23 protein-coding genes are annotated in these 23,981 nt (G+C 35.9%); 6 read left to right on the top strand and 17 right to left on the bottom strand.

Annotated features, from left to right (window positions below):
- Positions 1-18 precede the first annotated feature (18 nt).
- Positions 19-1,821: an excinuclease ABC subunit UvrC gene (gene uvrC, locus DKL56_RS03600; protein ID WP_109715441.1), complete on the bottom strand. Its 1,803-nt coding sequence runs from the start codon at positions 1,819-1,821 to the stop codon at positions 19-21.
- A 178-nt stretch (positions 1,822-1,999) separates the two neighbouring features.
- On the opposite strand from uvrC, the gene DKL56_RS07930 reads away from it, so the two are divergent.
- Positions 2,000-2,122: an SPJ_0845 family protein gene (locus DKL56_RS07930; protein ID WP_255409602.1), complete on the top strand. Its 123-nt coding sequence runs from the start codon at positions 2,000-2,002 to the stop codon at positions 2,120-2,122.
- A gap of 23 nt (positions 2,123-2,145) precedes the next feature.
- Here DKL56_RS07930 and yihA read toward each other — a convergent pair whose 3' ends face one another.
- From yihA to rpsO, 7 genes are all read right to left on the bottom strand, one after another.
- A complete protein-coding gene (gene yihA, locus DKL56_RS03595) occupies positions 2,146-2,730 on the bottom strand; it encodes a ribosome biogenesis GTP-binding protein YihA/YsxC (RefSeq protein WP_109715440.1) in 585 nt (194 codons plus the stop codon).
- Positions 2,720-3,991, bottom strand: coding sequence for an ATP-dependent Clp protease ATP-binding subunit ClpX (gene clpX / locus DKL56_RS03590; RefSeq protein ID WP_074425422.1), 1,272 nt, complete (start codon positions 3,989-3,991; stop codon positions 2,720-2,722). The genes yihA and clpX overlap by 11 nt, the downstream gene beginning before the upstream one ends.
- A 128-nt stretch (positions 3,992-4,119) precedes the next feature.
- A complete protein-coding gene (gene tig, locus DKL56_RS03585) occupies positions 4,120-5,442 on the bottom strand; it encodes a trigger factor (RefSeq protein WP_074425424.1) in 1,323 nt (440 codons plus the stop codon).
- A 143-nt stretch (positions 5,443-5,585) separates the two neighbouring features.
- The gene (gene tuf, locus DKL56_RS03580) at positions 5,586-6,776 is read right to left on the bottom strand and encodes an elongation factor Tu (RefSeq protein WP_046306787.1); all 1,191 of its coding nucleotides are present in this window, start codon (positions 6,774-6,776) and stop codon (positions 5,586-5,588) included.
- 184 nt (positions 6,777-6,960) lie between these two features.
- Positions 6,961-7,794, bottom strand: coding sequence for a hypothetical protein (locus DKL56_RS03575; RefSeq protein WP_109715439.1), 834 nt, complete (start codon positions 7,792-7,794; stop codon positions 6,961-6,963).
- Position 7,795: 1 nt separating this feature from the next.
- Positions 7,796-9,580: a ribonuclease J gene (locus DKL56_RS03570; RefSeq protein ID WP_109715438.1), complete on the bottom strand. Its 1,785-nt coding sequence runs from the start codon at positions 9,578-9,580 to the stop codon at positions 7,796-7,798.
- A gap of 165 nt (positions 9,581-9,745) precedes the next feature.
- Complete coding sequence (rpsO, locus tag DKL56_RS03565) at positions 9,746-10,015, bottom strand: 30S ribosomal protein S15 (protein WP_046306781.1); 270 nt, start codon at positions 10,013-10,015, stop codon at positions 9,746-9,748.
- Positions 10,016-10,215: 200 nt separating this feature from the next.
- On the opposite strand from rpsO, the gene rpsT reads away from it, so the two are divergent.
- On the top strand, positions 10,216-10,467 hold the full coding sequence (gene rpsT, locus DKL56_RS03560) for a 30S ribosomal protein S20 (protein WP_046306779.1): 252 nt from the start codon (positions 10,216-10,218) through the stop codon (positions 10,465-10,467).
- A 68-nt stretch (positions 10,468-10,535) separates the two neighbouring features.
- On the opposite strand, the gene holA is transcribed toward rpsT, so the two are convergent.
- The 9 genes from holA to typA form a co-directional block, all read right to left on the bottom strand.
- Positions 10,536-11,522 carry a DNA polymerase III subunit delta gene (holA, locus tag DKL56_RS03555; protein ID WP_109715437.1) on the bottom strand — a complete coding sequence of 329 codons (987 nt, stop codon included), beginning with the start codon at positions 11,520-11,522 and terminating at the stop codon, positions 10,536-10,538.
- Positions 11,519-13,807: a DNA internalization-related competence protein ComEC/Rec2 gene (locus DKL56_RS03550; protein WP_109715436.1), complete on the bottom strand. Its 2,289-nt coding sequence runs from the start codon at positions 13,805-13,807 to the stop codon at positions 11,519-11,521. Before DKL56_RS03550 ends, holA begins: the two co-directional genes overlap by 4 nt.
- The gene (locus DKL56_RS03545) at positions 13,776-14,489 is read right to left on the bottom strand and encodes a ComEA family DNA-binding protein (RefSeq protein WP_109715435.1); all 714 of its coding nucleotides are present in this window, start codon (positions 14,487-14,489) and stop codon (positions 13,776-13,778) included. The genes DKL56_RS03550 and DKL56_RS03545 overlap by 32 nt, the downstream gene beginning before the upstream one ends.
- A gap of 65 nt (positions 14,490-14,554) precedes the next feature.
- Positions 14,555-15,598, bottom strand: coding sequence for a SepM family pheromone-processing serine protease (locus DKL56_RS03540; protein ID WP_109715434.1), 1,044 nt, complete (start codon positions 15,596-15,598; stop codon positions 14,555-14,557).
- Positions 15,588-16,082, bottom strand: a complete 495-nt coding sequence (coaD, locus tag DKL56_RS03535; RefSeq protein WP_109715433.1) for a pantetheine-phosphate adenylyltransferase — start codon at positions 16,080-16,082, stop codon at positions 15,588-15,590. Before coaD ends, DKL56_RS03540 begins: the two co-directional genes overlap by 11 nt.
- Positions 16,079-16,633, bottom strand: coding sequence for a 16S rRNA (guanine(966)-N(2))-methyltransferase RsmD (gene rsmD / locus DKL56_RS03530; protein WP_109715432.1), 555 nt, complete (start codon positions 16,631-16,633; stop codon positions 16,079-16,081). Before rsmD ends, coaD begins: the two co-directional genes overlap by 4 nt.
- The gene (locus tag DKL56_RS03525) at positions 16,630-16,974 is read right to left on the bottom strand and encodes a DUF2129 domain-containing protein (RefSeq protein WP_109715431.1); all 345 of its coding nucleotides are present in this window, start codon (positions 16,972-16,974) and stop codon (positions 16,630-16,632) included. The genes rsmD and DKL56_RS03525 overlap by 4 nt, the downstream gene beginning before the upstream one ends.
- A complete protein-coding gene (locus tag DKL56_RS03520; RefSeq protein WP_109715430.1) occupies positions 16,958-18,151 on the bottom strand; it encodes an FtsW/RodA/SpoVE family cell cycle protein in 1,194 nt (397 codons plus the stop codon). Before DKL56_RS03520 ends, DKL56_RS03525 begins: the two co-directional genes overlap by 17 nt.
- A gap of 93 nt (positions 18,152-18,244) precedes the next feature.
- Complete coding sequence (gene typA / locus DKL56_RS03515; protein ID WP_109715429.1) at positions 18,245-20,086, bottom strand: translational GTPase TypA; 1,842 nt, start codon at positions 20,084-20,086, stop codon at positions 18,245-18,247.
- 257 nt (positions 20,087-20,343) lie between these two features.
- On the opposite strand from typA, the gene def reads away from it, so the two are divergent.
- The 4 genes from def to DKL56_RS03495 all read left to right on the top strand — a co-directional run bounded on the left by def (position 20,344) and on the right by DKL56_RS03495 (position 23,968).
- Positions 20,344-20,898 carry a peptide deformylase gene (gene def, locus DKL56_RS03510; protein ID WP_046306753.1) on the top strand — a complete coding sequence of 185 codons (555 nt, stop codon included), beginning with the start codon at positions 20,344-20,346 and terminating at the stop codon, positions 20,896-20,898.
- A 177-nt stretch (positions 20,899-21,075) separates the two neighbouring features.
- On the top strand, positions 21,076-21,300 hold the full coding sequence (locus tag DKL56_RS03505; protein ID WP_046306751.1) for a DNA-dependent RNA polymerase subunit epsilon: 225 nt from the start codon (positions 21,076-21,078) through the stop codon (positions 21,298-21,300).
- Positions 21,301-21,305: 5 nt separating this feature from the next.
- Positions 21,306-22,985, top strand: a complete 1,680-nt coding sequence (gene rnjA, locus DKL56_RS03500; RefSeq protein ID WP_109715428.1) for a ribonuclease J1 — start codon at positions 21,306-21,308, stop codon at positions 22,983-22,985.
- Between the two features lie 35 nt (positions 22,986-23,020).
- A complete protein-coding gene (locus DKL56_RS03495; RefSeq protein ID WP_109715427.1) occupies positions 23,021-23,968 on the top strand; it encodes a diacylglycerol/lipid kinase family protein in 948 nt (315 codons plus the stop codon).
- The last annotated feature ends 13 nt before the right edge of the window (positions 23,969-23,981 follow it).

Raw genomic sequence — 23,981 nt, 5'->3', positions numbered from 1 at the left:
TTCGTGGTAATTTAATTGCTATAGCGTTAATTTTACTGTTTGCGCTTGCGGAAGTGTCAAACCTACTTCGCGCAATTCATCAATTGATGCTTCTTTAATTTTCTTAATTGAGCCAAAATGACGCAATAGCTTGTTTCTACTCTTCGGACCAATTCCTTTAATTGAGTCTAATTTACTCGATAAGGCATTTTTCGCATGTGTCCGCCGATGGAATGTAATTGCAAAGCGGTGAACTTCATCCTGAATCCTGGTCATCAAATAAAATCCTTGTGATTTTGGATCTAGTGGAATCAGTTTCATTGGCACGCCGTTAATCGGATCACCATACAATAGATGATTGGTTCTATGCTTATCATCTTTAACCATTCCTGCTACAGGGATATTAAGGTTCAGCTCATTACGTAAAACGTCTTGACAAGCATCTACTTGAATTTGACCACCATCCATTAAAATTAAGTCAGGCATCGCTTTATGCTCACGTAAAAGCCTTCCATATCTTCGACGCACAACTTCTCTGGTATTGCGAACTTCATCGCCACCATTTTGATGTTCAACTTCTCCCTTCAACTTATACTTTCGGTAAGAATTTTTGTCTGGTTCGCCGTCTTTAAAAACGACCAAAGCAGAAACAGGATCTGTTCCTTGAATATGAGAGTGGTCAAAACTTTCAATTACATGGCCATACGGTAAGCCAAGTGCATCAAAAATTTCTTTTTGCGCACCTTTAGTTTTTCTATTTCCTAGTTCCAGCAAACGAAATTTATCATCGAGTTTCAGCTTAGCATTCTCTTTAGCCATCTTTAAGAGTGCTCGTTTTTGCCCTCTTTTTGGTGTTCTTACAGGGACTTTTAATACTTCGCTTAAGGCTTCATTATCAATTCCTTCAGGTACAAGAACTTCCTTAGGAAGAACTCGATTTTTTTGACCATAAAACTGAACAATAACTGATGCAAAAGCGTCTTCAGGATCACCAGTATCCGTCAAAGGATACATTCTTGTTTCTCTTCTAAGCAATTTTGCCTGGCGTAAGAAAAACACTTGAACTGAAATCCATGATTTATCAACGTAAAAATTAAAAATATCGCGTTGAGTATTATCGTTAGAAATGATTTTCTGCTTTTCGACTGTTTCTTCAATATATTTGAGTTGATCACGAATATCAGCTGCTCGCTCAAACTCAAGGTTTTGCGACGCCTCTTCCATTCTTTGATTTAACTCTTGTTTCACTGAAGCAATATCCCCGTTCAAAAAGCTTTTGATTTTTTTGATTTGGGCATCATATTCTGCTTTAGGAACTGTCTTAAAACATGCTCCCAGGCACTGACCCATGTGATAGTACAAGCAAGGTCGCTTTTGCTTACCCTTACATCTTCTTAGAGGAAAAACTTTTTGAATAAATTTTAGAGTTGCCTGAGCAGCATAAACATTGGGATATGGGCCAAAATAATAGCCGCCATCTTTTCTAACGATACTAGTTAGTTTTGTCTGCGGATCCCGTTCATTGGTAATTTCAATGTAGGGATAACCTGTACCCTGCTTCAACTGAACGTTATAGTACGGTTGATACTTTTTAATTAAAGTTACTTCTAGAAGAAAGGCTTCTTTATCAGTTGAAACGGTAATAATATCATAATCCCTAATTTCATTAACCAATTCAGCCCTTCGACCAACTTGGGTGCTCTTAAAATAAGAACGTACTCGATTCTTAAGATTTTTTGACTTACCAACATAAATTACTTTCCCGTTAATATCCTTCATCAAATAGCAACCAGGTTTAGCAGGAAGAAGTTTTAACTTGTTTTCAATTAATTCGGACGCCAAAAAACCACCCCTTCTCTAAATTTGCTTTATCAATTTTAACACAAAATACGAACTAGTGATTCTGTCAGCTTTTATTCTTACTACCTATTTTTACTCTTAAACTTACCCATGCTATTTTTTATACTAGCTTGTCACAGCTTTTTCAATTATAATTATCAAAAATGAAAGGAAAAAAGCCATGGGCCTAACATATAAAAAACAGGATGAACTGGAAAAGTTATTTGATAAATTTGCAACAGTTCCAAAAGACAAAAAGAAAAAGCTTACTAAAGATAAAGACGATAAGAAGAAGAAAAAATGACTCTCAAGATGAGAGTCATTTTTTTAAAGCTTTTCTTCTATCCAGTCCCATACTTCTTTGACATGCGTTTTCTTAACTGAACTATATGTTAGAACAGTAACATTGTCATGTGCCAAATCAAGGTGCTTCTTTAAATTGGATAGTACTTTATTTTCTTGGTTTTTCTTTACCTTATCAATTTTGGTACAAATAACCAAAATTGGCAAATTAAGATAGAGCGAATAATTATACATCGCAATATCATCTTTAGTCGGCTCATGGCGTGAGTCAGTTAATAGGATTAAGCCTTTTAAATTTTCTCTAGTTTCAAGATAATCTTGAATCATTTCACCAAATTGTTGCCGTTTTACTTGAGAAACCTTCGCATAACCATAGCCAGGAACATCGACTAAATAAAATTCTTCATTAATAATATAAAAATTTAATGTCTGCGTCTTACCAGGTTGCGATGAAGTTCTAGCAAGGTTTTTTCTTCCTAATAATGAGTTAATCAAACTTGATTTACCCACATTTGATCTACCTGCCAAAGCTATTTCAGGAAATTGATCCTTAGGATATTGTTCTTCTTTTACAGCACTGATTGCATAGTCGCTCGTTTTAATTATCATTTGCGGCCTTAATTTCTTCACTATCTTCATCAGCATTTCGCCGAATTACATTTGGCTTTGCTTGATCAGTAATAACTTCTTTAGTAACTTCAACCTTTTCAATATCAGGTTCACTTGGTGTTTTGTACATTATGCCCATCATTGCATTTTCAATGATTGTTCTCAAACCACGTGCACCCATGTTACGTTCGATTGCTAAATCTGCAATTGCTTTAAGCGCACTATCAGTGAATTCCAAATCAACTTGATCAAGCGAAAGCAATTTCTTGTATTGTTTTACCAGCGCATTCTTGGGCTCAGTTAAAATTCTTACCAAGTCTTTACTGCTAAGCTTATCAAGCGTTGCAATGATTGGAATACGACCGATAAATTCTGGAATCATACCGAATTTAACCAAATCACCTGTAGTTAAATGCTGTGTCCATGAATCATCTTTTGTTTTGTTCAATTCATTTTCTGCACTAAACCCGATAATTTTCTTACCCATACGGTTTTTAACGATTTGTTCAATTCCATCAAACGCACCACCAACGATAAACAAAATATTGGTGGTATCAATTTGAATCAACTCTTGTTGTGGGTGCTTTCTTCCCCCTTGAGGTGGAACTGAAGCAATGGTACCCTCAAGAATTTTTAGTAATGATTGCTGTACTCCTTCGCCGGAAACATCACGAGTAATTGAGACATTTTCAGATTTTTTGGAAATCTTGTCTATCTCATCGATATAAACAATTCCTCGTTCAGCACGTTCAATGTCGTAATCAGCGTTTTGTAAAAGCTTTAATAAAATATTCTCGACATCTTCTCCGACATAACCAGCTTCAGTTAAAGTTGTTGCATCAGCAATTGCAAATGGAACGTCGAGAATACGAGCTAAAGTTTGTGCCAAATACGTTTTCCCTGACCCAGTTGGTCCAATTAAAGCAATATTTGATTTTTGTAATTCAGTCGAAGAATCAATATTCATTTGACTTATTCGTTTGTAATGGTTATAAACCGCCACTGACAATACCTTTTTTGCCTGATCTTGACCAATAACATATTGATCAAGTTGTTGCTTAATCTCCATTGGCTTAGGTAAATCTTTGGCTTTCTTGAGCGAATCTGATTTTAATTCATCATCAATAATCTTTTTGGATAAATCAACACACTCATTACAGATATAAACTCCATTGCCAGCAATCATTTTCTTAACTTGATCTTGTGTTTTATCACAAAAAGAACATCTAATTTCATCCTGATCAGTAAACTGTGATGCCATTCTATTCCTCCTAATATCTACAAACTTAAGAGTATCATAAATCAAGAAAATTGCATAAAAAATTTGCTTGTAGGAAAAATAAAAAGGCAGTCTTAACAACTACCTTTTTATTTCGAAATTAAATCCGACTATTTTTCAGATTTAGTTTCTTCTTTCTTATTCTTAGAATTAGCAACTTGCTTTGCATTATCAGTTACTAAGTTGATTGCTTTACGAACATCAATATCATGTGAAAGCATGTCATCAGTTAAAGTACTGCGGACTGTCTTTTCATCCATGTTATATTCACCAGCAAGATCTTTGATTTCTTTATCAATTTCTTCCTTGGATGCCTTGATGTCTTCAGCCTTAACAATAGCTTCAAGAACTAAGTTAGTCTTCACTCTTTCAGCAGCGTCCTTACTAAACTGAGCACGTAATTGATCTTCAGTAGTATTAGTCAACTTGTAATAGGTTTCTGGGCTGATGCCTTGACGTTGCATATTACCAAGGTATTGATTCATTTGTGAATTAACGTCTTCTTGAATCATTGCATCTGGAATTTCATCGATTGTGGCGTTCTTAACGGCACCTTCGATAGCTGCTTGCTCAATTGCATCATTTGCAGCTTCTTCTTTCTTAGCCTTTAAGTCCTTCTTGATCTTTTCTTTTAATTCATCAAGAGTTTCAACTGAATCATCAACGTCTTTTGCAAATTCATCATCAAGTTTAGGTAGTTGTTTTGACTTAACTTCGTGTATCTTAGTTGCAAAGTGAGCTTCTTTACCAGCCAAATCTTTAGCACCGTAGTCTTCTGGGAAAGTAACTACAACATCAACTTCGTCACCAGCTTTGTGGCCAATTAATTGATCTTCAAAGCCAGGAATAAAGGTATTTGAGCCTAATTCTAGTGCATAGTCGTCTGCAGAACCGCCATCAAATGCCTTATCATCAACAGTACCCTTGTAATCAATAGTTACTGTATCGCCCTTAGCAGCAGCACTCTTCTTAAGTACAAGTTCTGCGTTCTTTTCACGTTCTGCATCAAGTTGAGCGTCAACATCCTTAGCATAAACACGAGTGTTTTGCTTAGGTACTTCAATGCCTTTGTAATCACCTAATTTAACTTCAGGCTCAACAGTTACAGTGGCTTTCATTGTCCAGTCTTTGCCCTTTTCCATTGAATCTGGAACAACTTGAGGTTGACCTACTGCAGAAATACCAGCTTCTTTAATAGCAGCAGCATATGCATTAGGTAAAACCAGGTTTAATGCTTCTTCATATAAAGCTTCTTCACCATAGTATTGATTAAAGATTACCCGCGAAACGTGACCTTTTCTAAAGCCGGGAACACGCAAATTCTTTTTTATTCTTCTGAATGCTTGATCTAACCCAAGCTTTACTTCAGCTTGAGAAATATCAAAAGTAAGTTCACCGGTAGTTTTACCAGTTTTATTCCATTTTACAGACATTAATTAAATACCTCCAATGTCAAGTTTACTTGCATCTTGCATACTAAATTATCTTACATTAAACGCACGCAAAAAACAAATTTAGGCAAAAAAAGATGCACTTCTATGAAGAAGTACATCTTTTTAAACTGTTTTATTACGAACTAGTCGAGGATATCAGTAACCTGACCAGCACCAACAGTACGACCACCTTCACGGATAGTGAACTTAGTACCCTTTTCAATGGCAGCTGGTTTGATTAACTTAACAGTAAATTCTGTATTATCACCAGGCATAACCATTTCAGTACCCTCTGGCAATTCAATTTCACCAGTAATATCAGTAGTGTGGAAATAGAATTGTGGACGGTAGTCTGAGAAGAATGGAGTGTGACGTCCGCCTTCTTCCTTCTTCAAGACATAAACTTGACCCTTGAATTCGCGGTGAGTTTGAATTGAGCCAGGTGCGGCTAAAACTTGTCCACGAACGATTTGGTCACGGTCGACACCACGAAGCAATACACCAACGTTATCGCCGGCTTCACCTGAGTCCAAAGTCTTGTGGAACATTTCCAAACCAGTAACAACTGATTTAAGAACTTCTTGAACTAAACCAACGATTTCAACTTCGTCGCCGACTTTAACGGTACCACGATCAATACGACCTGAAGCAACAGTACCACGACCAGTGATAGTGAAGACATCTTCAACAGGCATCAAGAAAGGCTTATCAGTTTGACGTTCTGGAGTTGGGATGTATTCATCAACAGTGTCCATTAACTTCATGATAACTTCTTCTTGTTCCTTGTCGCCTTGTAAAGCTTTCAAAGCTGAACCACGGATAACTGGAATATCATCACCAGGGTAATCGTATTCAGTTAACAAGTCACGAACTTCCATTTCAACTAAGTCAACCAATTCTGGATCGTCAACTAAATCAGTCTTGTTTAAGAAAACAACGATGTAGTTAACACCAACTTGACGAGCAAGCAAAATGTGTTCACGAGTTTGAGGCATAGGACCATCAGTTGCAGCAACAACTAAGATGGCACCATCCATTTGTGCGGCACCAGTGATCATGTTCTTGATGTAGTCAGCGTGACCTGGAGCATCCATGTGAGCGTAGTGACGTTTTTCAGTTTCGTACTCTACGTGAGCGGTATTAATAGTAATACCACGTTCTTTTTCTTCTGGAGCTGCATCGATGTCTGAATAGTCTTCAGCCTTTGCTAAGCCCTTTTCTGATAAAACTTTAGTAATAGCCGCTGTCAAAGTGGTCTTACCATGGTCAACGTGACCGATAGTACCAATGTTTACGTGTGGCTTTGTTCTAACGTAATGTTCTTTTTCTGCCATTAAAATGACCCTCCTGTAAATTTGCAAGAAGTCCGTTGAGTAAGTAACGGATAGTTCTCTGTTGAATATTGTACTACTTTCATTGGCAAATGCCTAGTATTTTAATGCATAGAGCCATGCCTAATGAAAACGTCCTTTGATATTATACTAAATAGGAAAAAAATGTAAAGACCTTTTATCTAAATTATTTTGGCAAATTATGGTCAATTTGTCTGAATAAATCATGGTGATTTCGACCATCTTGAAAATCAATGTATGAAGCAATGTCACTCGCAAAACTATCTGGTTCTTCGACGTATTTAGATAGTTTTGGATACAAGCTACCTAAGATCAAATTAACTTCGCCTAAGACAGCTGGAAGCTGACTCGGGCGGTGATAATATCTTGATCCGATTGCCGAAACTACTTCACGATAAATCGGATCCTTCTCTAGCAAATTAATCTGCTTAGGAATAAACTTTTCTCTTTTACCTAGCACCAAAACATCAAAAGATTTATTAATCCCCAAGCGAAAGAGATCTTCACATAATACTAGACGCACAGCAAAACTTAAGCTGGGGTCTAATAAAAGACTCTGTGCAAAATTCGTGAAGTTAATTAAATCCAATGTAAAAAGTTGGTCATATTCATACTTAGTTGGATTTTTACTAAGACGAAATTTCTCCATTGTTGCTTGCTGCTCAGAAATCGAAGCTGGTAAGACTTCAACTTCTTTTTCGCCCTTACTCAAATTTTTAATCTCGAGTGCTTCAATTAAAAAGTGATTGGCTTGCAAAACCCTAGAATAAGCAAAAAAGATCTCATCATCTGAAAAGAGATCTTTTTCCTCTTTGATTAAGCTATACGCAGAATAGGCTTGATCGGCTTTTAAATATAAGTCGCATAAGCGAAGAACAATTTCCTTGTTATTGCCAATTCGCAGAGCTTCTTCAACATTTTGAATTGCTAAATCTAATTTACCGTTTGCTTCATTTTCTTGTGCTAAAGTTAGTAAATTTTTTTGGCTTAAAGTTGTCATACTAGTCTTTCTTAACTATTTTCTTACCAGATTTTTTCACGTCAACGGAATGATGCTCATTATTTTTTCCAGTAGCCGCATCCTTGCTCGAACGCTTTTGCATCGCACGATGTCTATTCTGGTTTACTTCCATGACCACTGGTAACACTACAGGACGACGATTAGTTTTCTTATATAAGAACTTCTCTAAATCGTTTCTAACATCCTGCTTTATTTCAGTCCAATCAAACTTCTTATGTTCAAAGTTATTATTTATAGTCTTTTTAATTAATTCAATACAATCATTCATCAATTGATGATTGGCCTTGATGTAAACGAAGCCACGACTAGTAACTTGTGGTTGGGCAATAATCTTTTTCTTACGACGATCAATTGTAACAACGGCAATAAAAATTCCATCATCTGACAAAATTTCTCGGTCACGCAAGACAATATTGCCGACATCACCGATGCCTGAACCATCAATCATTATATCTTCGCCTGGAACAGGATCAGTTAAATTAAACTTCTTTTGTTTAAAATCGTAGTCCAAGCAATCACCATTTCTGGTAATCAAAACATTTTCTTTCTTAATTCCTGCTCTTATTGCAAGGTCGCGATGAACTTCCAATAAGCGATATTCACCGATTACCGGAATAACAAATTGTGGTTTTAGAATATCAATTAGCATTTGCAAGTCGCGTCCAGTTGCATGACCGCTTGTGTGCTTAGCCCTACCAAGCTCAATTACGGTTCCGCCTGCTCGATAAACAAGATCACTAGTCTGCGCAACTACTGTTTCAACAGAATGAGATGGTGTTGTTGCGATGAAAACTAGGTCATTTTCATGAATCGTAATCATACTGTGACGTTTTTTAGCCATTTTTTGCAAAGAATTTAATGGCTCACCCATTTGCCCAGTTTCAAGAATTACCACTTTGTTATCTGGTGTAGTGCTCAAATCTTTGACACGCATTAACAGATTTTTAGGAACATAAAGATAACCTAAGTCCATTGCTGTACGAACTATTTTTGCTACATCACGTCCAGTTAATAGTACCTTCCGGCCTGTTTCATGCGCAGCATTTAAAACTTCTTGAATTCTGATTAAATTAGAAGCTTTAGCGGCTACAATTACTCGACCAGTGGCATTACGAAAAACATTGGTCACATATTCACCTATTTCTTGTTCAGAAACGTTAGGTAGTGATGCTTCTGCATTAGAAGAATCACTTAAAAGTGCCAAAACTTTCTTCTGTGAAATTTCTGCCAACCGATCTAAATCAGTTCGATATTTTGGCGCTGCAGAAGGATCAAACTTAAAGTCACCAGTATAAACTACTTCTCCAGCTGGAGTGTGCACATCAATTCCGAGCGAGTCAGGAATTGAGTGAGTCGTGTGGAAGAATGAAATATTCGCGTTTTTAAATTCAATTTCAGTTTCAGCGTCTATTACATGGAACAAACTGTTTTTAATTCGCTTATTCTCTCTTTTAACTGTAATTTTAGCCAGTTCAATCGTTAACCGAGAACCAAATACAGGTATATCATATTGACGCAAAATATATGGCAAGGCCCCAATTGAATCAGCGTGTCCATGAGTTAGAAAAATACCAACAACTTGGTCACCATATTTTTCAAAGAAGTCGAGATCTGGAATAACCAAATCAATTCCATATAAAGAACTATCAGGGTATTTCAATCCAGCATCAAGAACAAAAATTTCATCATTAACTTGAACAGCAAACATGTCCTTTCCTTGTTCACGAACACCGCTCAAAATCATTATCTTAACTTGATCAGCCATTTTATTTCCTTTTCTATAATAATTGTTATTAAGTTGTTTATTTATGGATCGTAAGATCACAACGTAAAAAGTATCTTTTTTTATTCTAGCATAAAAAGCACTTATGGCAAAAACAAAAAGCCAGTTCTTTAATAGAACTGACTTTTTTAAATCTAAGTTTAGAAATTAACGACGTAAACCTAACTTCTTGATTAATTCACGGTAACGATTAATGTCGTTATCTTGTAAGTAACGAAGCAAGTTACGACGGTGACCAATCTTCTTAAGTAAACCAACATATGAGTGGTGGTCATGAGAATGTTGTCTCATGTGTTCAGTCAAGTTGTTGATGTCTTTAGTTAAAATAGCAACTTGTACTTCAGTTGAACCTGTGTCACCTTCATGAGTAGCAAATTGCTTAATGATTTCATCTTTTTCTGCTTTTGAAATTGCCATAATTATTCACCTTTCAATAAAAAAATTGCCGTTAACAACGTTAACCGTCAGGTGTGAGCGAGCAAACAGCGTTAACGGTTCACAACAATAGTATAATACAGATTATTTTTTTAAAAAGCAAGTATAAATTGTCTTGCATCTACAACTATTCTTCAGTATAATTTACTAAAGTAAAATTACGATCAATGGAGGTGAATGTTATGCCACAAATCAAATCAGCTATTAAGCGTGTTAAAACTCAAGATGCTGCTAGAAAGCGCAGAGCCGCTCAAATGACAGAATTAAGAACTGCTGTTAAGAAGTTCAAGACTGCCCAAGCTGCTGGTGCTGAAAACGCCTCCGAATTACATGTTGCTGCTGCCCGCGCATTGGACAAGGCCGCTTCTAAGGGTCTTATTCATAAAAACAAGGCTAGCCGTGATAAGAGTCGCTTAGCTAAGTTAGCTAAATAATTTGAATTCAAAAACTAAAAAGCAAGGATTGAATAATCCTTGCTTTTTTCTTTGCTCAATTTATTACCTCATACGCTCAAAACAAATAACTTTAAGAAATTGTTTTCCCGATATTGCCCATTTTTATAGTTATAATCTAGCTTGATTGCCTGCTCTAACAAGCTCGCCAGTTTATTAGTCGAAATTTTATTATTAAGAGCTAGCTTTACTCGATACGGGTGAACCCCTAGTTCTTTAACAATTTCAGTTTCATTTCTGCCGCGCTCGTGCAATGTCTTTGCAACTAAAATTAATTCTAACTGGTTTTCAAAGACTGCAAGTAATTGAATCGTATTACTACCCTCTCTCAATTGGTTATCTAATCTTGCAATCGCTTCTCGATAATTATGCTTTAAAGCTGCTTCTAAAACTGCAAAAACATTTTGGGCAAATGATAAGTCAACGTTTTTACGAACTAGTGTCTCATCAATTTTATTCTCAGTGGCAGCCATCTTTAATTTATTAAAATTGCTCAGTACAGTATCAAGAACCTGATCGCTTCTTTCAAGTAAAAGCTGCAAAGCCATCTCTGTAATCTGATATCCTTCAGCACTAATTAATGCCTTAGTTACCTTTTTAACTTCATAACTTTTAACTTCAGTATCTACGACATTAAACTTCTTCAAAATTGTTTTTGTCAGCTTCTTTCGCCGATCAAGCTTTTCATACGATGCTACTATTACTAGTTTGTTGTCGAGCTGATCAACATGATCAAAAATTTGCTGCAACTGATCAAGTTGCTTTTTTGCTTTTTGCGGAACTTTAGCAGTTAAAAAGAACGGATTTTTGATAGTTATTATCTTTTGCTGGCTAAAAAGACTTGATTCTGTTAATTCAGCAATCAAATCATCTAGACTATCGCTTTCACAATCAACGGATACTTTCTCTAGTTCTTGAAATGATTCTTCATATATGCATGAGCGCGCAATATAATCATTCAAAAAGCTATCTGAACCCAAAATTAAGGTTTGCGCATTGCTATTATTTGAATTTTTAAACAAAGAAAGTAAAGTCATTTTTGATTCACCACTACAAAACGTTTGAATTTTGGCTTAGAAAAATAGCCATATGTCCAAGTAATCATACCACAGTCCTGCGTCGAAGCCCATGGAATGTGTTGATTGCTTAAAGTATCAAGCGTTTCCTTATGTGGGTGCCCAAAACGATTATTTCGACCAGCTGAAATAAAAACCAATTTTGGCCTTAAAGTTTTTAAAAAATCAGGATTTGAAGAAGTGCGACTACCATGGTGTCCTAGTTTGAAATAATCAGCTTGAATATTAAACTTGTTCATTATTTCTTTTTCACCTTCTTGACCTAAATCACCAGTAAAAAGCCATCTTTTGCTCTTCACAACAAATGTCAAAGATAGTGAATCTTCATTTTTACCTAGGCCAGGTTTAAAAGGATAAACAACATTAAATGTAATTTGTGGCTCAGCTACTTTCTGACCAGCTAATAGTTCTACAACTTGATCTCGCTTAATTTGTCCCACTATTCTTTTTATAAAAGACGGATTACGAATTAATCCTGCTGCCGTATACAATTTTTGAACGTGAACTTGTTCGAGCAAGGGTCTTAAATCTCCAACGTGATCAAAATCTTTATGCGTTACAAAAACCCCATTAAGTTTACTGATTCCCAGTGCTTTCAAAAAAGGAATAGTAATTTTATTAACTTGAGGCGTCGTTTTTTGGCCACTAAAATTTAATTTCCCGCCAACATCAATTAAATAAACACGCCTTGGAAAAGGTGTAGAAATCAAAATACTATCGCCCTGACCTACATCAATCAATGTAACCTGACCTGTTAAGGGAAAGTGAATCGAGGAAAAGATCATCACGTACAAAACCGCAATGCCAACAATTGCTTTTAACCTGCTTTTTTTCGTCAATTTTTGCTCATTTACAAAAACCAGCAAAATAGCCGTAAATATAGTTAACATCACACATTGCCACCAGTTGATCTTACCAAATGTTAATAGTCCCAATTTAGAAGCGGATACTTGAGCTATTAACTTTTCACATGTCTTTAAAACATTCTCAAAGCACCAAGAAATTTCCGGACACAATTTAAAAGTAATCAAGTTCAAAAAGACAATTGGCATAACTAGCCAATTAAAATATGGTACTACTACCAAATTGAAAAAAACGGTCAACAAATTAAATTGAAAAAAATGAAAAAGTAGTAATGGCGTTAGTAAACAATTTAAGGCAAATGACTGTTTAAATGAGGTTAATTTAGTTGTTAATTCTAAACCTAGAGCCAAGACATAACTTAAAATGGCTCCCACATTAAGCATCAAACACGGATTAATTATTAAGTGAATAATATAAGTGAGACCTAATAAATCAAAATGAGTAATTTTTTGCTTCTGGAATTTAAAAATCTGATCAAGTATATAAGTTAGACTGGCTCGAATAAAGCCAGCTTGACCATTACTTAAGAAAATACCAATTAATAGAATGAATAAACAAATTGCAAATGTTTCTTGTTCGGTTAATTTCAGATAATAACAAATTGTACTAATTACTAAGGTATAGATGCCAACGTGAAGACCGGAAATACTTAACAAGTGAATTACGCCAAGGTCACGGTAATTAGATAAAATCGATTGGTCCGCTTGGCTTGGACTTTCGCCAAGAACTAATTCGCTACTGAAAAAAGACAAAATCGGTGGCATTTGTGCAAAATACTTTTGCAAGCAAAAACGAATATGATGTGCAACATCCCTAAAATGTTGCTTTTTTTTTGTGATTATACAATTCTCCAGTTCAATCTTTTGTTTAATGTTTTTGCTCAGATAATATTTTTTTGCATCAAATTGTCCATAATTTGTAGCAGGCTCGATTTCTTTAACCTCTCCTTGTAAATGCGAAAGATAAAGTGAGTACCCAGAAAGGATCTCTTTTTTCTGCATTTGACTAATTTTTGTTGAAACTAGTACTGACTTTCCATCTGCTTTTCCTTGGCCAAACATTCGGTTTCCAGACACTTTGATTTGATCTGGGTATATGGTAACCACAGAACTATTTTTGAGCGAAAAATTTTGTTGGTTCTGATTAATAGCAAAACTGATAAGTGCAACAAATAGCACTAAAAAAACTAAACAACTTGTTTGTCGGTGTTTATGAAACAAAAGAAATACCAAATAAATCGCAATTACCAAGCAAAATAGCCATTGAAGAGGCGTAATAGACTGTGAAAGACCAAAATTTATGTCTGCTAATAATAAAGAAACTAGCAATAAAAAACCTGGTGTCAGAATTTTAGACTTCCAGTTGACTTCGAAGTGCCTCAAAAGTCTTATCTCCTATCCCAGAAACTTGTTTCAAATCCTCAATGCTTTTAAAATTTCCATTTTTTTGCCGGTACGCAATAATCTGTTCAGCTTTTTTAGCGCCTATTCCAGATAACTTTTGCAAATCTGCAGTGTTTGCCGTATTGATATTTACTTTTATTCCTGAAGCTTGGTTGGCACTTTCACTCTGGGAAGAATTATCTAGTTCTCCTGAATTAGTACTACCATTAACAGAAGAAACAATTTCGTTTTCCTTTAACTTTTCTCCATGATATGGAATATGAACTTTGTCCTGGTCACGAAGAATTAATGCACGGTTAACTTTTTCAATTTGAGCCTTACTTGTCAGTCCACCTGCTGCCGCAATCAATTCATTTAAGCGAGCACCATACTTCAATGTATAAACACCTGGATTTTCAATTGCACCAGAAATATCACAAGTAACTTCTTTAGGCTCTTTTACTTTCTTCTCTACCTCTTTATTAGCAATTTGTGTTTCTTCTTTTATTTCAGTTCCTTCTTGCTCATCAGTCTCTGTTTGCTTTATGGCAAAATCAGAATCATTAGATTGTTCATTTCCAGAATGACCAATTAACCAAAGCAGGACAAGCAAAATCCCTATTCCTATAACAAAATACTGTTTATTCTCAATTATGAATTCCTTAACTTTTGCCCAATCCATATTTTCACCTCCTAATTTTAAGTACGAAAAAAGTTCAGAATTTCTTCTGAACTTTTTATTTTTTATTAGTAGTGTTTTTGCAAGTAATGTAAAGCATCTTCAAAGGTACCTACTGGGACAATTTTCATCTTCGTTTTTATTTGCTTCGCCGTTCTTTTAGCAACTTGATAGTTACTATCAGCTTTTTTCAATTGAGACGTATCTGTCGGCGCAAAGAAAACTTCTGCTCCGGCTCTGTCGGCTGCGACTACTTTTTTGTCAACACCACCGATTGCCCCAACTTTGCCTCTAGGAGAGATAGTGCCCGTTCCGGCAATTTTATGTCCCTTAGCCAAATCATGTTGCATGAAAGTTTCATAACTCGTTAGTGTAAACATTAATCCTGCTGAAGGCCCCCCAATTGCACCAGCATCTATTTTTAGCTCTGGTTTTGTCGTAACCTTAACATGTTCTACTAACTGAATTCCAATTCCAGGTTTATTGGTGCCCTTAACTTTAACAATTTTTCCTGAAAAAGTTAGTGGTTTATTATTCCTTAAAACGTTAATTTTAACTTTAGCGCCAATTTTCTTTTTCTGAAAATATGAAAGCATTTCTTCTGTTGATTTGAAACGATGGCCGTTTGCGCCAAGAACAGTATCACCGATTTGCAGTTTTTTCTTAAAACTCGAGTGTTTCTGAACCTGCATGACATAAACGCCTTCGTAATTCAGCTTTGGCTTTAAGCCTGCCTTCTTTGCTGCATAATAGATAGCATTTTGCTGACTGGTTTCCATGTACCAATTCTGCAATTCCTCATACTGACTACTTGTTGCATCCCCCAGCAGTTCTTCTCTTGAAATTCTCGTTTCGTATTTTCTAGTATAACTTAACAAATACCGCAGCACTGAAGCTGGTCGCTGGGTTTCACTAACTGTCACTAAATAATAATTATTAGGTGCTTTTTTACCACTTCTAATAAATTGACTAACTTGGAATGCCTCGCCTGGCATTTCAAGATAATAATTAGTTGGCCAGCTTAAACCTACTACAATTGCGACGACAGCTATGAAAAAGAAGAGCCATTTATGACTTTTTTTCTTACCTTTATCTTTGGTTTCATTGTTCATTAATTTTTACCAATTTTTTCTTTAAAGCATTTGCAGCTTCTATTGGCATAAATGAACTAATATCACCGCCAAATTGAGCTACCTCTTTGATAATACTAGACGCCACAAAACTGTTTTGCGGCGAAGTAAACAATAATACAGTTTCAAGATCATTCGCTAACTGCTTATTCATTGCTGCAATTTGTTGCTCGTAAGTGAAATCCTCGCTGTTCCGCACTCCGCGAACAATAGCCGTTGCACCAATGTCGTGTGCCACATCGACAGTTAATGATAGTGGTCTTTTTTGAACCTCAACATTAGCAATGTTCTTAACTGCACTTTTAATAAATTTTACCCGTTCATCTGCACTAAATAAATAGTGCTTAGAGGTATTGTCCATTACTACTACAAAAACCTGGTCAAAGATTCTAGCAGTCTGCTGAATTACATCAATGTGTCCGTTAGTAATTGGGTCAAAACTACCTGGAAAAAGTGCAATACTCATCTGTTTTCCTTTCGATAAAAACGAACGATTGTTTTACCTAAATGGTGAGTTTTCGTTAGCTCAAAACCTTCTATTTCGCCAAGATTAGTTTCATCGTCTGTCTCTGCTACGATAACTGCATTATCTGTTAACAAATTTAAACTATCCATTTTCTTCATATCAGAAGCAATTTTTTGTTTGGCATATGGCGGATCTAAGAAAACTAAATCAAATTTCTTTTCATCTTTGGCAAGTTTGGTTAATGCAACATTGCTTGACATTTTATAAACAGAAAAACAATTTTCTTCTTTAGTTAAAGCAACATTCTTTCGGATAATTTCCACAGCTTGGTAATTAATATCAATAATTGTTGCATGATTACAGCCTCTTGAAACAGCCTCGATTGCAAGGGCACCACTTCCGCCATACAAGTCTAATACTTCTCCACCTTCAAAAAATTGTCCTAGGCTATTAAACAAAGATTCTTTAACCTTATCACTGGTTGGCCTAGTTTTTTGGCTTTTTAGTGTATACAAGTTGCGCTTAGCATACTTTCCAGAAATAATTCTCATAATAAGTAGTCCGTATTCTGTTCCTGCTCATCAAGTAACTTTTTTTCTGCTTCAGCAGCAAGTTCAGTAATTTGTTCTTCAATATGCTTACTTGACAAGTCAATTTCATCATCACTAGATTTTTGTGCATCCTTGACAAAATCCAATTGTTTAATAGCGTTTATCATTTTGTCAGCTTCTTTCTGGTCAACGTATAAGACACAATATGCATTTTTCTTAGAAAAATACACGATGTCCCCGTAACGCCTAAGCTTAAACTGACTGTTAATAGAATTAAGATAAACAATTAGTCCTTGTCTCTTAGTTAAGGAAGTATTTGCCAAATCATGATTGATACTCATCAGCCAACTCCTCTTCTTTCTTAATACGTTCATTTGCAGCAATATTTAAAACTAATCCAATTGAAGCCGATAGTACAATTAGTGAAGACCCACCGTATGAAATAAAGGGCAAAGTAACACCTGTAATTGGCAATAGACCCAAAACGGCACCAACATTAAACAGAGTTTCAGTAAAGATAATTGTTGTTACACCAAAACAAACCAAGGCATTAAATTGCGTGCTAGCGTGAAGACCCACTTCCATAATGCTCCACATCAAATAGAAAAGTAGTCCTAAAACTAGTAATGCACCAATTACCCCAATTTCTTCAGCAGCAATCGCTAAGATAAAGTCCGTGTATGGTTCTGGTAAATAGCCTCTTTTTTGCATACTATTACCTAAGCCAACACCAAACAAACCACCATTATGAATCGCATAATATGAATTAACTAACTGGGCACCACCTTTTTGCTCTAGCTCAAAGGGATGCAAAAATGACATAAGTCGTTGATATTGATAACTGGACTGTAAAAAGTCAGGATTCCATTTAACAATTAAGAAAACTAAGAAGAAAACAACAATTCCTATTCCTATTAAACAGAGCAATGCATTCTTAGCTGGCACACCTGATAAAGAAAACATAATGATCACAATTGTGGCTAAAATGGCAGTACCACCTAAATCTGGTTCAACAATTACCAATAGCATCATTACCCCAGATAAAACCGCTGGTCTAATCAAATTATTAACAATATTCCCTTGACGGAAAGAACCATCATGACGGTCTAAATAGTATGCTAAATATATTACCAATGCTAATTTAGCAATTTCCAGCGGCTGAATACGGATGACTTTTAAATCAATCCAGCCAACCGCACCATTAACTGCAGCGTCAGAGCCTTTAAATACCTTTAAAACAATTAGGTAAAACAGCAAAAACATACTAATTCCGAGAAACCAAGCAACAAACTTAGTTCGCTTAAAAAGGTCTAACCGCAAAAAGAACGCAAATGTAGCAAAACCAAAGAAAGCTACCACAGCATATATTGCTTGCCTAATCCCATATGTCGCTGGCTTAAAACCATTCACGAGCAAAATATCTGAACTAGCTGAATAAACCATAATTATGCCAAAGAAAACCAGCAATAAATATGGCAATAGAATTTTGTAGTCCAAATGTTGAAGTTTCCGTCGCAAAAGTAGCCCTCCTCTTACGAAAAAAATATACTTTTATTATAAAACAAAAATGACACTACTTCATTAAGTGAGTGCCATTTTTAATTACTTGATTTAGTTTTTATTACGCTTCTTATCTGCCTTTTGACGTTCAGAAGTGTTTAAAATCTTCTTACGAAGACGAATTGATTCAGGTGTTACTTCACAATATTCATCATCGTTTAAGAACTCAATTGCTTCTTCTAGTGTCAATGTCTTTGGCGTTCTGATTGCAGCCGCATGGTCTTTACCGGCAGCACGGGTGTTAGTCAAGTTCTTTCCCTTAATTACGTTAACTGCAATATCACGATCACGTGATGATTGACCAACAATCATACCCTCGTAGACTTCAACACCTGCGCCGATGAATAATTCACCACGTTGTTCAACAGTTTGAAGTGAGTATGTAGTTGACTTACCTTGGCTGATAGCAACAAGAGCACCATTTTTACGTCCTGGTTCCCAGTTCTTAACTACTGGTTTGTATGAATCGAAGCTGTGATTTAAAATTCCATATCCACCGGTTTGAGACATAAATTCATTGTTATAACCAATTAAGCCACGTGATGGAACTAAGAAGTCCAAACGAGTTTGATTATTTCCAGTCGATTCCATGTTCTTCATTTCACCTTTACGTTGTGAAAGTGAATCAATTACTGAACCAACATATTCATCTGGTGTATCAACTTGAACTGCCTCATATGGCTCACACATTTGGCCATCAATTTCACGATAGATAACTTTTGGACGTGAAAGTTGTAATTCAAATCCTTCACGACGTAATTCTTCAACAAGAATTGAAAGGTGTAATTCACCACGTCCAGAAACAGTCCAGGCATTGATTTGATCAGTAGGTTCAACCTTCAAAGAAACATCAGTACGAGTTTGTTTGATTAAACGATCCTCTAACTTTTTAGGAGTTACCTTGTCACCTTCACGGCCAGCAAATGGTGAATCACTTGCAACAAAGTCCATTTGCAAAGTTGGTGGGTCAATCTTAAGGAATGGCAATGCTTCTGGATCTTCTGCAGATGCAATTGTTTCACCAACAAAAATATCGTTAATACCACTAATGGCAATAATATCTCCAGCTTTAGCTTCTGTAATTTCATTACGCTTCAAACCAAAGAAACCAAATAGTTTAGTTACACGGAAGTTTTGCTTTGAACCATCACGTTTCATAACTGTGATGTTGTCGCCAACTTTTACACTACCGCGGTAGATACGGCCTACTCCAATACGACCAACATAGTCATCCCAATCAAGCATAGTGATTTGGAATTGTAAAGGCTCATCAGCATTATCAATTGGTGCTGGGATAGCTTTAATAATAGTGTCAAAAATTGGATCCATTGTTTCTTTTTGAGTGGATGGATCAGCTTCATAAGAAGAAGTTCCGTTCAATGCTGATGCATAAACAACGGGGAAATCAAGTTGTTCATCATTGGCACCTAATTCAATGAATAATTCAAGAACTTCATCAAGAACTTCTTTAGGACGAGCACCTGGACGGTCGATTTTGTTAATAACAACGATTGGCTTAACGCCTGCTTCTAATGCCTTCTTAAGAACAAAACGAGTTTGTGGCATTGTTCCTTCATATGCATCAACTAAAAGTAGGGCTCCGTCAACCATATGCATGATACGTTCAACTTCACCACCAAAATCGGCGTGTCCTGGTGTATCTAAAATATTAATTGTGGTATCGCCATATTTAACCGCAGTATTTTTAGATAAAATAGTAATACCACGTTCACGTTCAATATCATTTGAGTCCATTGCACGATCTTCCAAAGCCATGTGCTCAGGGAGAGTGTCGGATTGCTTCAATAATTGGTTAACCAAAGTTGTCTTACCATGGTCAACGTGCGCTATGATAGCTATATTTCTAATATCGTCTCTTCTTTTTTCTGACAAAAGTATTCCTCCTCCACTCCTCAATAAAAAAACTGTGACAATGTCACAGTTTCGCCGGCACGTTCAAGAACATGCTAATCGAAGTGTTTCATATCTGTATATTTACGCTCATTGATTTTAACACCTAACTGTTATACTGGTCAACGTTTATCACTCTTTTTCAATTTTTAAATTTAGGATAGAATAAAAAGCAGACAAAATGTTCTTATTTATGGTAAAAATATAGAGATAACTTTTTTATGAAAGAGTGAATTTAATTGATTTTAATGAAAGATATTGTTCGTGATGGTGACCCCGTATTACGTAAAGTTGCTGAAAAGTTAACTTTTCCTTTGAGCGACCATTACCAAAAATTGGCCGAAGACATGATGGAATACCTAATCAATTCACAGGATCCAGAAATTGCTAAAAAGCATCAGTTACGTGCTGGTGTTGGTTTAGCAGCACCTCAAGTGGGTGAAAGTGTGCAAATGGCATCACTTCTTGTTCCAAATGATCAAAACGAAATTGTTTTTAAAGAAACGATTGTTAACCCTGAGATTTTGTCCGAATCCGTTCGTCAGGCATGTCTCAGTGAAGGTGAAGGATGTCTAAGCGTTGATAAAGTTATTGATGGTTATGTTCCCCGTCCGGATAAGTTAAAGATTCATTACTATACCGTTGATGGTGAGGAAAAAACGATTAACTTAAAGGACTATCCTGCTATTGTTGCATCCCATGAAATTGAACACTTAAGAGGCCACCTATTTTATGACCGGATTGATAAGCAAAACCCATTTAAATTGGATGATGATACAGTCCTAATTTACTAGTATTGCTACTACATGACAGATTAACCGCCAATTTACTTTGACGGTTTTTTTATGAGTCAAACAAGTAGTGTTTCTATACTTAAAATTATAATTATGGTAAACTGAAATAAGCTATTGGGTACTTTTAGTTATCCAAAATTAAGAACATTTTTATAACTGAATAAGGAGAATACAAATATGATCTACAAAGTTTTGTATCAAAAGGACAAAGTTGTTAATCCTAGACGTGAAACAACTCAAACCCTTTACCTAGAGGCTGATAATTTGGTCAGCGCTAGAACCTTGGTTGAGGACAATACCCCCTACAACATTGAACTCATCCAAGAATTAGCAGGAAATTCACTACAATATGAAAAAGAACACGCCGATTTTAAATTGACGACTTTTGATAGTAAGAAGTAGTTTCTGTGCGAATTAAAAATAATGAAGTAGCCGTCTTTGCAATCGGGGGGTTGCATGAAATCGGCAAAAATATGTATTGCGTTCAATATCAAGATGAAATTATTATCATGGACTGTGGTATTAAGTTCCCAGAAGATGATCTTCTTGGTATTAACTACGTTATTTCTGACTATTCATATTTAGTCAAGAATCGTAAAAAAATCAAAGCACTAGTTGTTAGCCACGGTCACGAAGATCACATTGGCGGTATACCTTTCTTACTTGAAAAAATACCCGAAATTCCAGTTTATGCTACACCCTTTGCCTTGGCATTAATCAAGGGTAAGCTTGAAGAACACGGAATTCTTCGCACTACCGAACTGCATGAGGAACATGAAAATACAGTTCTAAAATTTAAAAAACTTTCTGTTTCTTTCTTTAGAACTACCCACTCAATTCCTGATACGTTAGGAATTGCTGTTCACACTCCTCTTGGCGCTGTTGTCTTTACTGGTGACTTTAAATTTGATTTAACTCCAGTAATGAACCAACCTGCTCCTGATTTTCAAAAGATGGCTCAAATTGGTAACGAAGGCGTCTTAGCTCTTCTATCAGATTCAACTAATGCGGAAGTTTCGCAATTTACCAAGTCAGAGCGCTTTGTTGCACATTCGTTGCACGATATTATTACTGGTATCCATGGTCGAATTATTTTCGCTACGTTTGCCTCTAACCTTTATCGTGTTTCAACGGCAATTGAAGCAGCAATTGATACTGGTAGAAAAGTTGCAATTTTTGGTCGAAGCATGGAAAACGGTGTGCAAAATGGAATCGATCTAGGATACTTAAATGTACCTGAAGGTTTAATTGTTGATTCAAATGAAATCAATCACACTCCTGCCGATGAGGCAATGATATTATGTACCGGATCACAAGGTGAGCCATTAGCTGCTCTTTCTCGAATTGCAAACGGAACACACCGTCAAATTAGTCTTCAACCTGGTGATACAGTCATTTTTTCTTCTAACCCTATTCCTGGTAATACACTTAGTGTAAATCATTTGATTAACAAATTGATGGAAGGTGGCGCTAACGTCATTCACGGACGTGTTAATAATGTTCATACTTCTGGTCACGGTGGTCAAGAAGAATTAAAGATGATGGTTAGATTGACTAAACCTAAGTATATGATTCCCGTGCACGGCGAATATCGCATGCAAGTAGTTCATACAGAACTTGCACAAGCTGCTGGCGTCCCCGAAGATCATACTTTTGTTTTGGAAAACGGTGAGGTTGTCTGCTTTGGACCTGAGGGTGCTAGAATTGCTGGACACGTTCCTGCAGGCGATGTGTATGTTGATACTTCTGGAACTGCTGACGTTGGCAATGTTGTTGTCCATGATCGTCAGGTTTTATCAGAAGATGGCTTAGTTGTTGTAGTTGCTACCGTTGATTACAAACACAAGCGTGTTCTAGCAGGACCTGATGTTTTAAGTCGTGGATTTGTTTATATGCGTGAATCAACTGAATTGATTAGCCAAGCTCAAAAACATATTTACCATATTATAAAAAGTGAAATGGATAAAACAGATAATCCTAAAGATGCTGTTGTCCGTAAGGCAATTGTTGAAAATCTTTCTGATTTCTTATATTCCAAGACAAAAAGACGGCCAATGATTTTACCCATGATTGTTGAGAAAAAGTAAAAAAGCCCATTTGGGCTTTTTTTAATAAATAAAATATGAAAAATAAACTTAAAATCCATCTTCTAGTTAATGAAACTGCTGGAAATGGACATGCGAAAAAGATATTAGACCAAACTACCCTCTTACTTGTTAATGAAAATATTGCTTTTGATGTTTACAAAAGCTCTTTTGCAGGTGAAGCAATTAAAATTGCACAAGGATATGGCAATAGAAACCATCTCTCCAATGAAGTTCTATTAGTAATTGGTGGAGATGGATCTTTGAATGAAGTTCTTAATGGAATAAAAAGATCAAGTCATCCTTCCACGCCGCTAGCGTATTTACCTGCGGGCACTGGAAATGACTTCGGCAAGGCCGCTAATCTTTCCGGAAACCCTGAAGAACTTATTAACCACTTAAAAAATGGTATTGAGCCTGAAAGAATTGATTGTGGTTCTTTCCACTTCCCTCATTCGAGTAATGATGTTTATTATTTTGCCAATAGTCTAGGGGTTGGTTTTGATGCTTATGTTAATCATCTTAGTAACATTTCAGAATTAAAGAAACTCTTAAACAAAATCAATGAAGGCAAAATGATTTATGGACTTCATATTTTGTCAGCACTGAGAAAGCAAGATACATTTACTGTTGATATTAAGTGCGATAATAAAAGATATCATTACGATGATGCTTTTCTAACAACTACCACCAATCATCCCTATTTGGGTGGAGGCATTCCATTATTACCAAGTGCGAGTATCCAAAGTAGTGTGCTTGACACCGTTGTTGTTGAACGCTTCAGTTTAGGTAAACTAATCAAACTCTTTATTAATTTGTTAAAAGACGGCTCACATGTTCATGATCCTCAATTTCATTATTTTGAGGGTAAACAAATATCTATTCAAACAACTAAAAAAGAGTTTGCCCAAGTTGATGGTGAGCAAATCAAACCAGATTCATTCAAAATAGATTTTAAAGTTAGCCATTTTTATTTATTAAGATAATCACTAAAAAAGG

Origin of the sequence: Lactobacillus apis, assembly GCF_003150935.1 — a bacterium.
GTDB classification, from domain to species: domain Bacteria; phylum Bacillota; class Bacilli; order Lactobacillales; family Lactobacillaceae; genus Lactobacillus; species Lactobacillus apis.
Note: the sequence above shows the minus strand (reverse complement) of the source record. Positions and strands in the feature narration are given on the sequence as shown.

Coding starts and splice junctions, on each gene's coding strand:
- DKL56_RS07930 (WP_255409602.1), top strand. CDS start 2,000: ATGGGCCTAACATATAAAAAACAGGATGAACTGGAAAAGTTATTTGAT.
- yihA (WP_109715440.1), bottom strand. CDS start 2,730: ATGATAATTAAAACGAGCGACTATGCAATCAGTGCTGTAAAAGAAGAA.
- clpX (WP_074425422.1), bottom strand. CDS start 3,991: ATGGCATCACAGTTTACTGATCAGGATGAAATTAGATGTTCTTTTTGT.
- tig (WP_074425424.1), bottom strand. CDS start 5,442: ATGTCTGTAAAATGGAATAAAACTGGTAAAACTACCGGTGAACTTACT.
- tuf (WP_046306787.1), bottom strand. CDS start 6,776: ATGGCAGAAAAAGAACATTACGTTAGAACAAAGCCACACGTAAACATT.
- DKL56_RS03575 (WP_109715439.1), bottom strand. CDS start 7,794: ATGACAACTTTAAGCCAAAAAAATTTACTAACTTTAGCACAAGAAAAT.
- DKL56_RS03570 (WP_109715438.1), bottom strand. CDS start 9,580: ATGGCTGATCAAGTTAAGATAATGATTTTGAGCGGTGTTCGTGAACAA.
- rpsO (WP_046306781.1), bottom strand. CDS start 10,015: ATGGCAATTTCAAAAGCAGAAAAAGATGAAATCATTAAGCAATTTGCT.
- rpsT (WP_046306779.1), top strand. CDS start 10,216: ATGCCACAAATCAAATCAGCTATTAAGCGTGTTAAAACTCAAGATGCT.
- holA (WP_109715437.1), bottom strand. CDS start 11,522: ATGACTTTACTTTCTTTGTTTAAAAATTCAAATAATAGCAATGCGCAA.
- DKL56_RS03545 (WP_109715435.1), bottom strand. CDS start 14,489: ATGGATTGGGCAAAAGTTAAGGAATTCATAATTGAGAATAAACAGTAT.
- DKL56_RS03540 (WP_109715434.1), bottom strand. CDS start 15,598: ATGAACAATGAAACCAAAGATAAAGGTAAGAAAAAAAGTCATAAATGG.
- coaD (WP_109715433.1), bottom strand. CDS start 16,082: ATGAGTATTGCACTTTTTCCAGGTAGTTTTGACCCAATTACTAACGGA.
- rsmD (WP_109715432.1), bottom strand. CDS start 16,633: ATGAGAATTATTTCTGGAAAGTATGCTAAGCGCAACTTGTATACACTA.
- DKL56_RS03525 (WP_109715431.1), bottom strand. CDS start 16,974: ATGAGTATCAATCATGATTTGGCAAATACTTCCTTAACTAAGAGACAA.
- DKL56_RS03505 (WP_046306751.1), top strand. CDS start 21,076: ATGATCTACAAAGTTTTGTATCAAAAGGACAAAGTTGTTAATCCTAGA.
- DKL56_RS03495 (WP_109715427.1), top strand. CDS start 23,021: ATGAAAAATAAACTTAAAATCCATCTTCTAGTTAATGAAACTGCTGGA.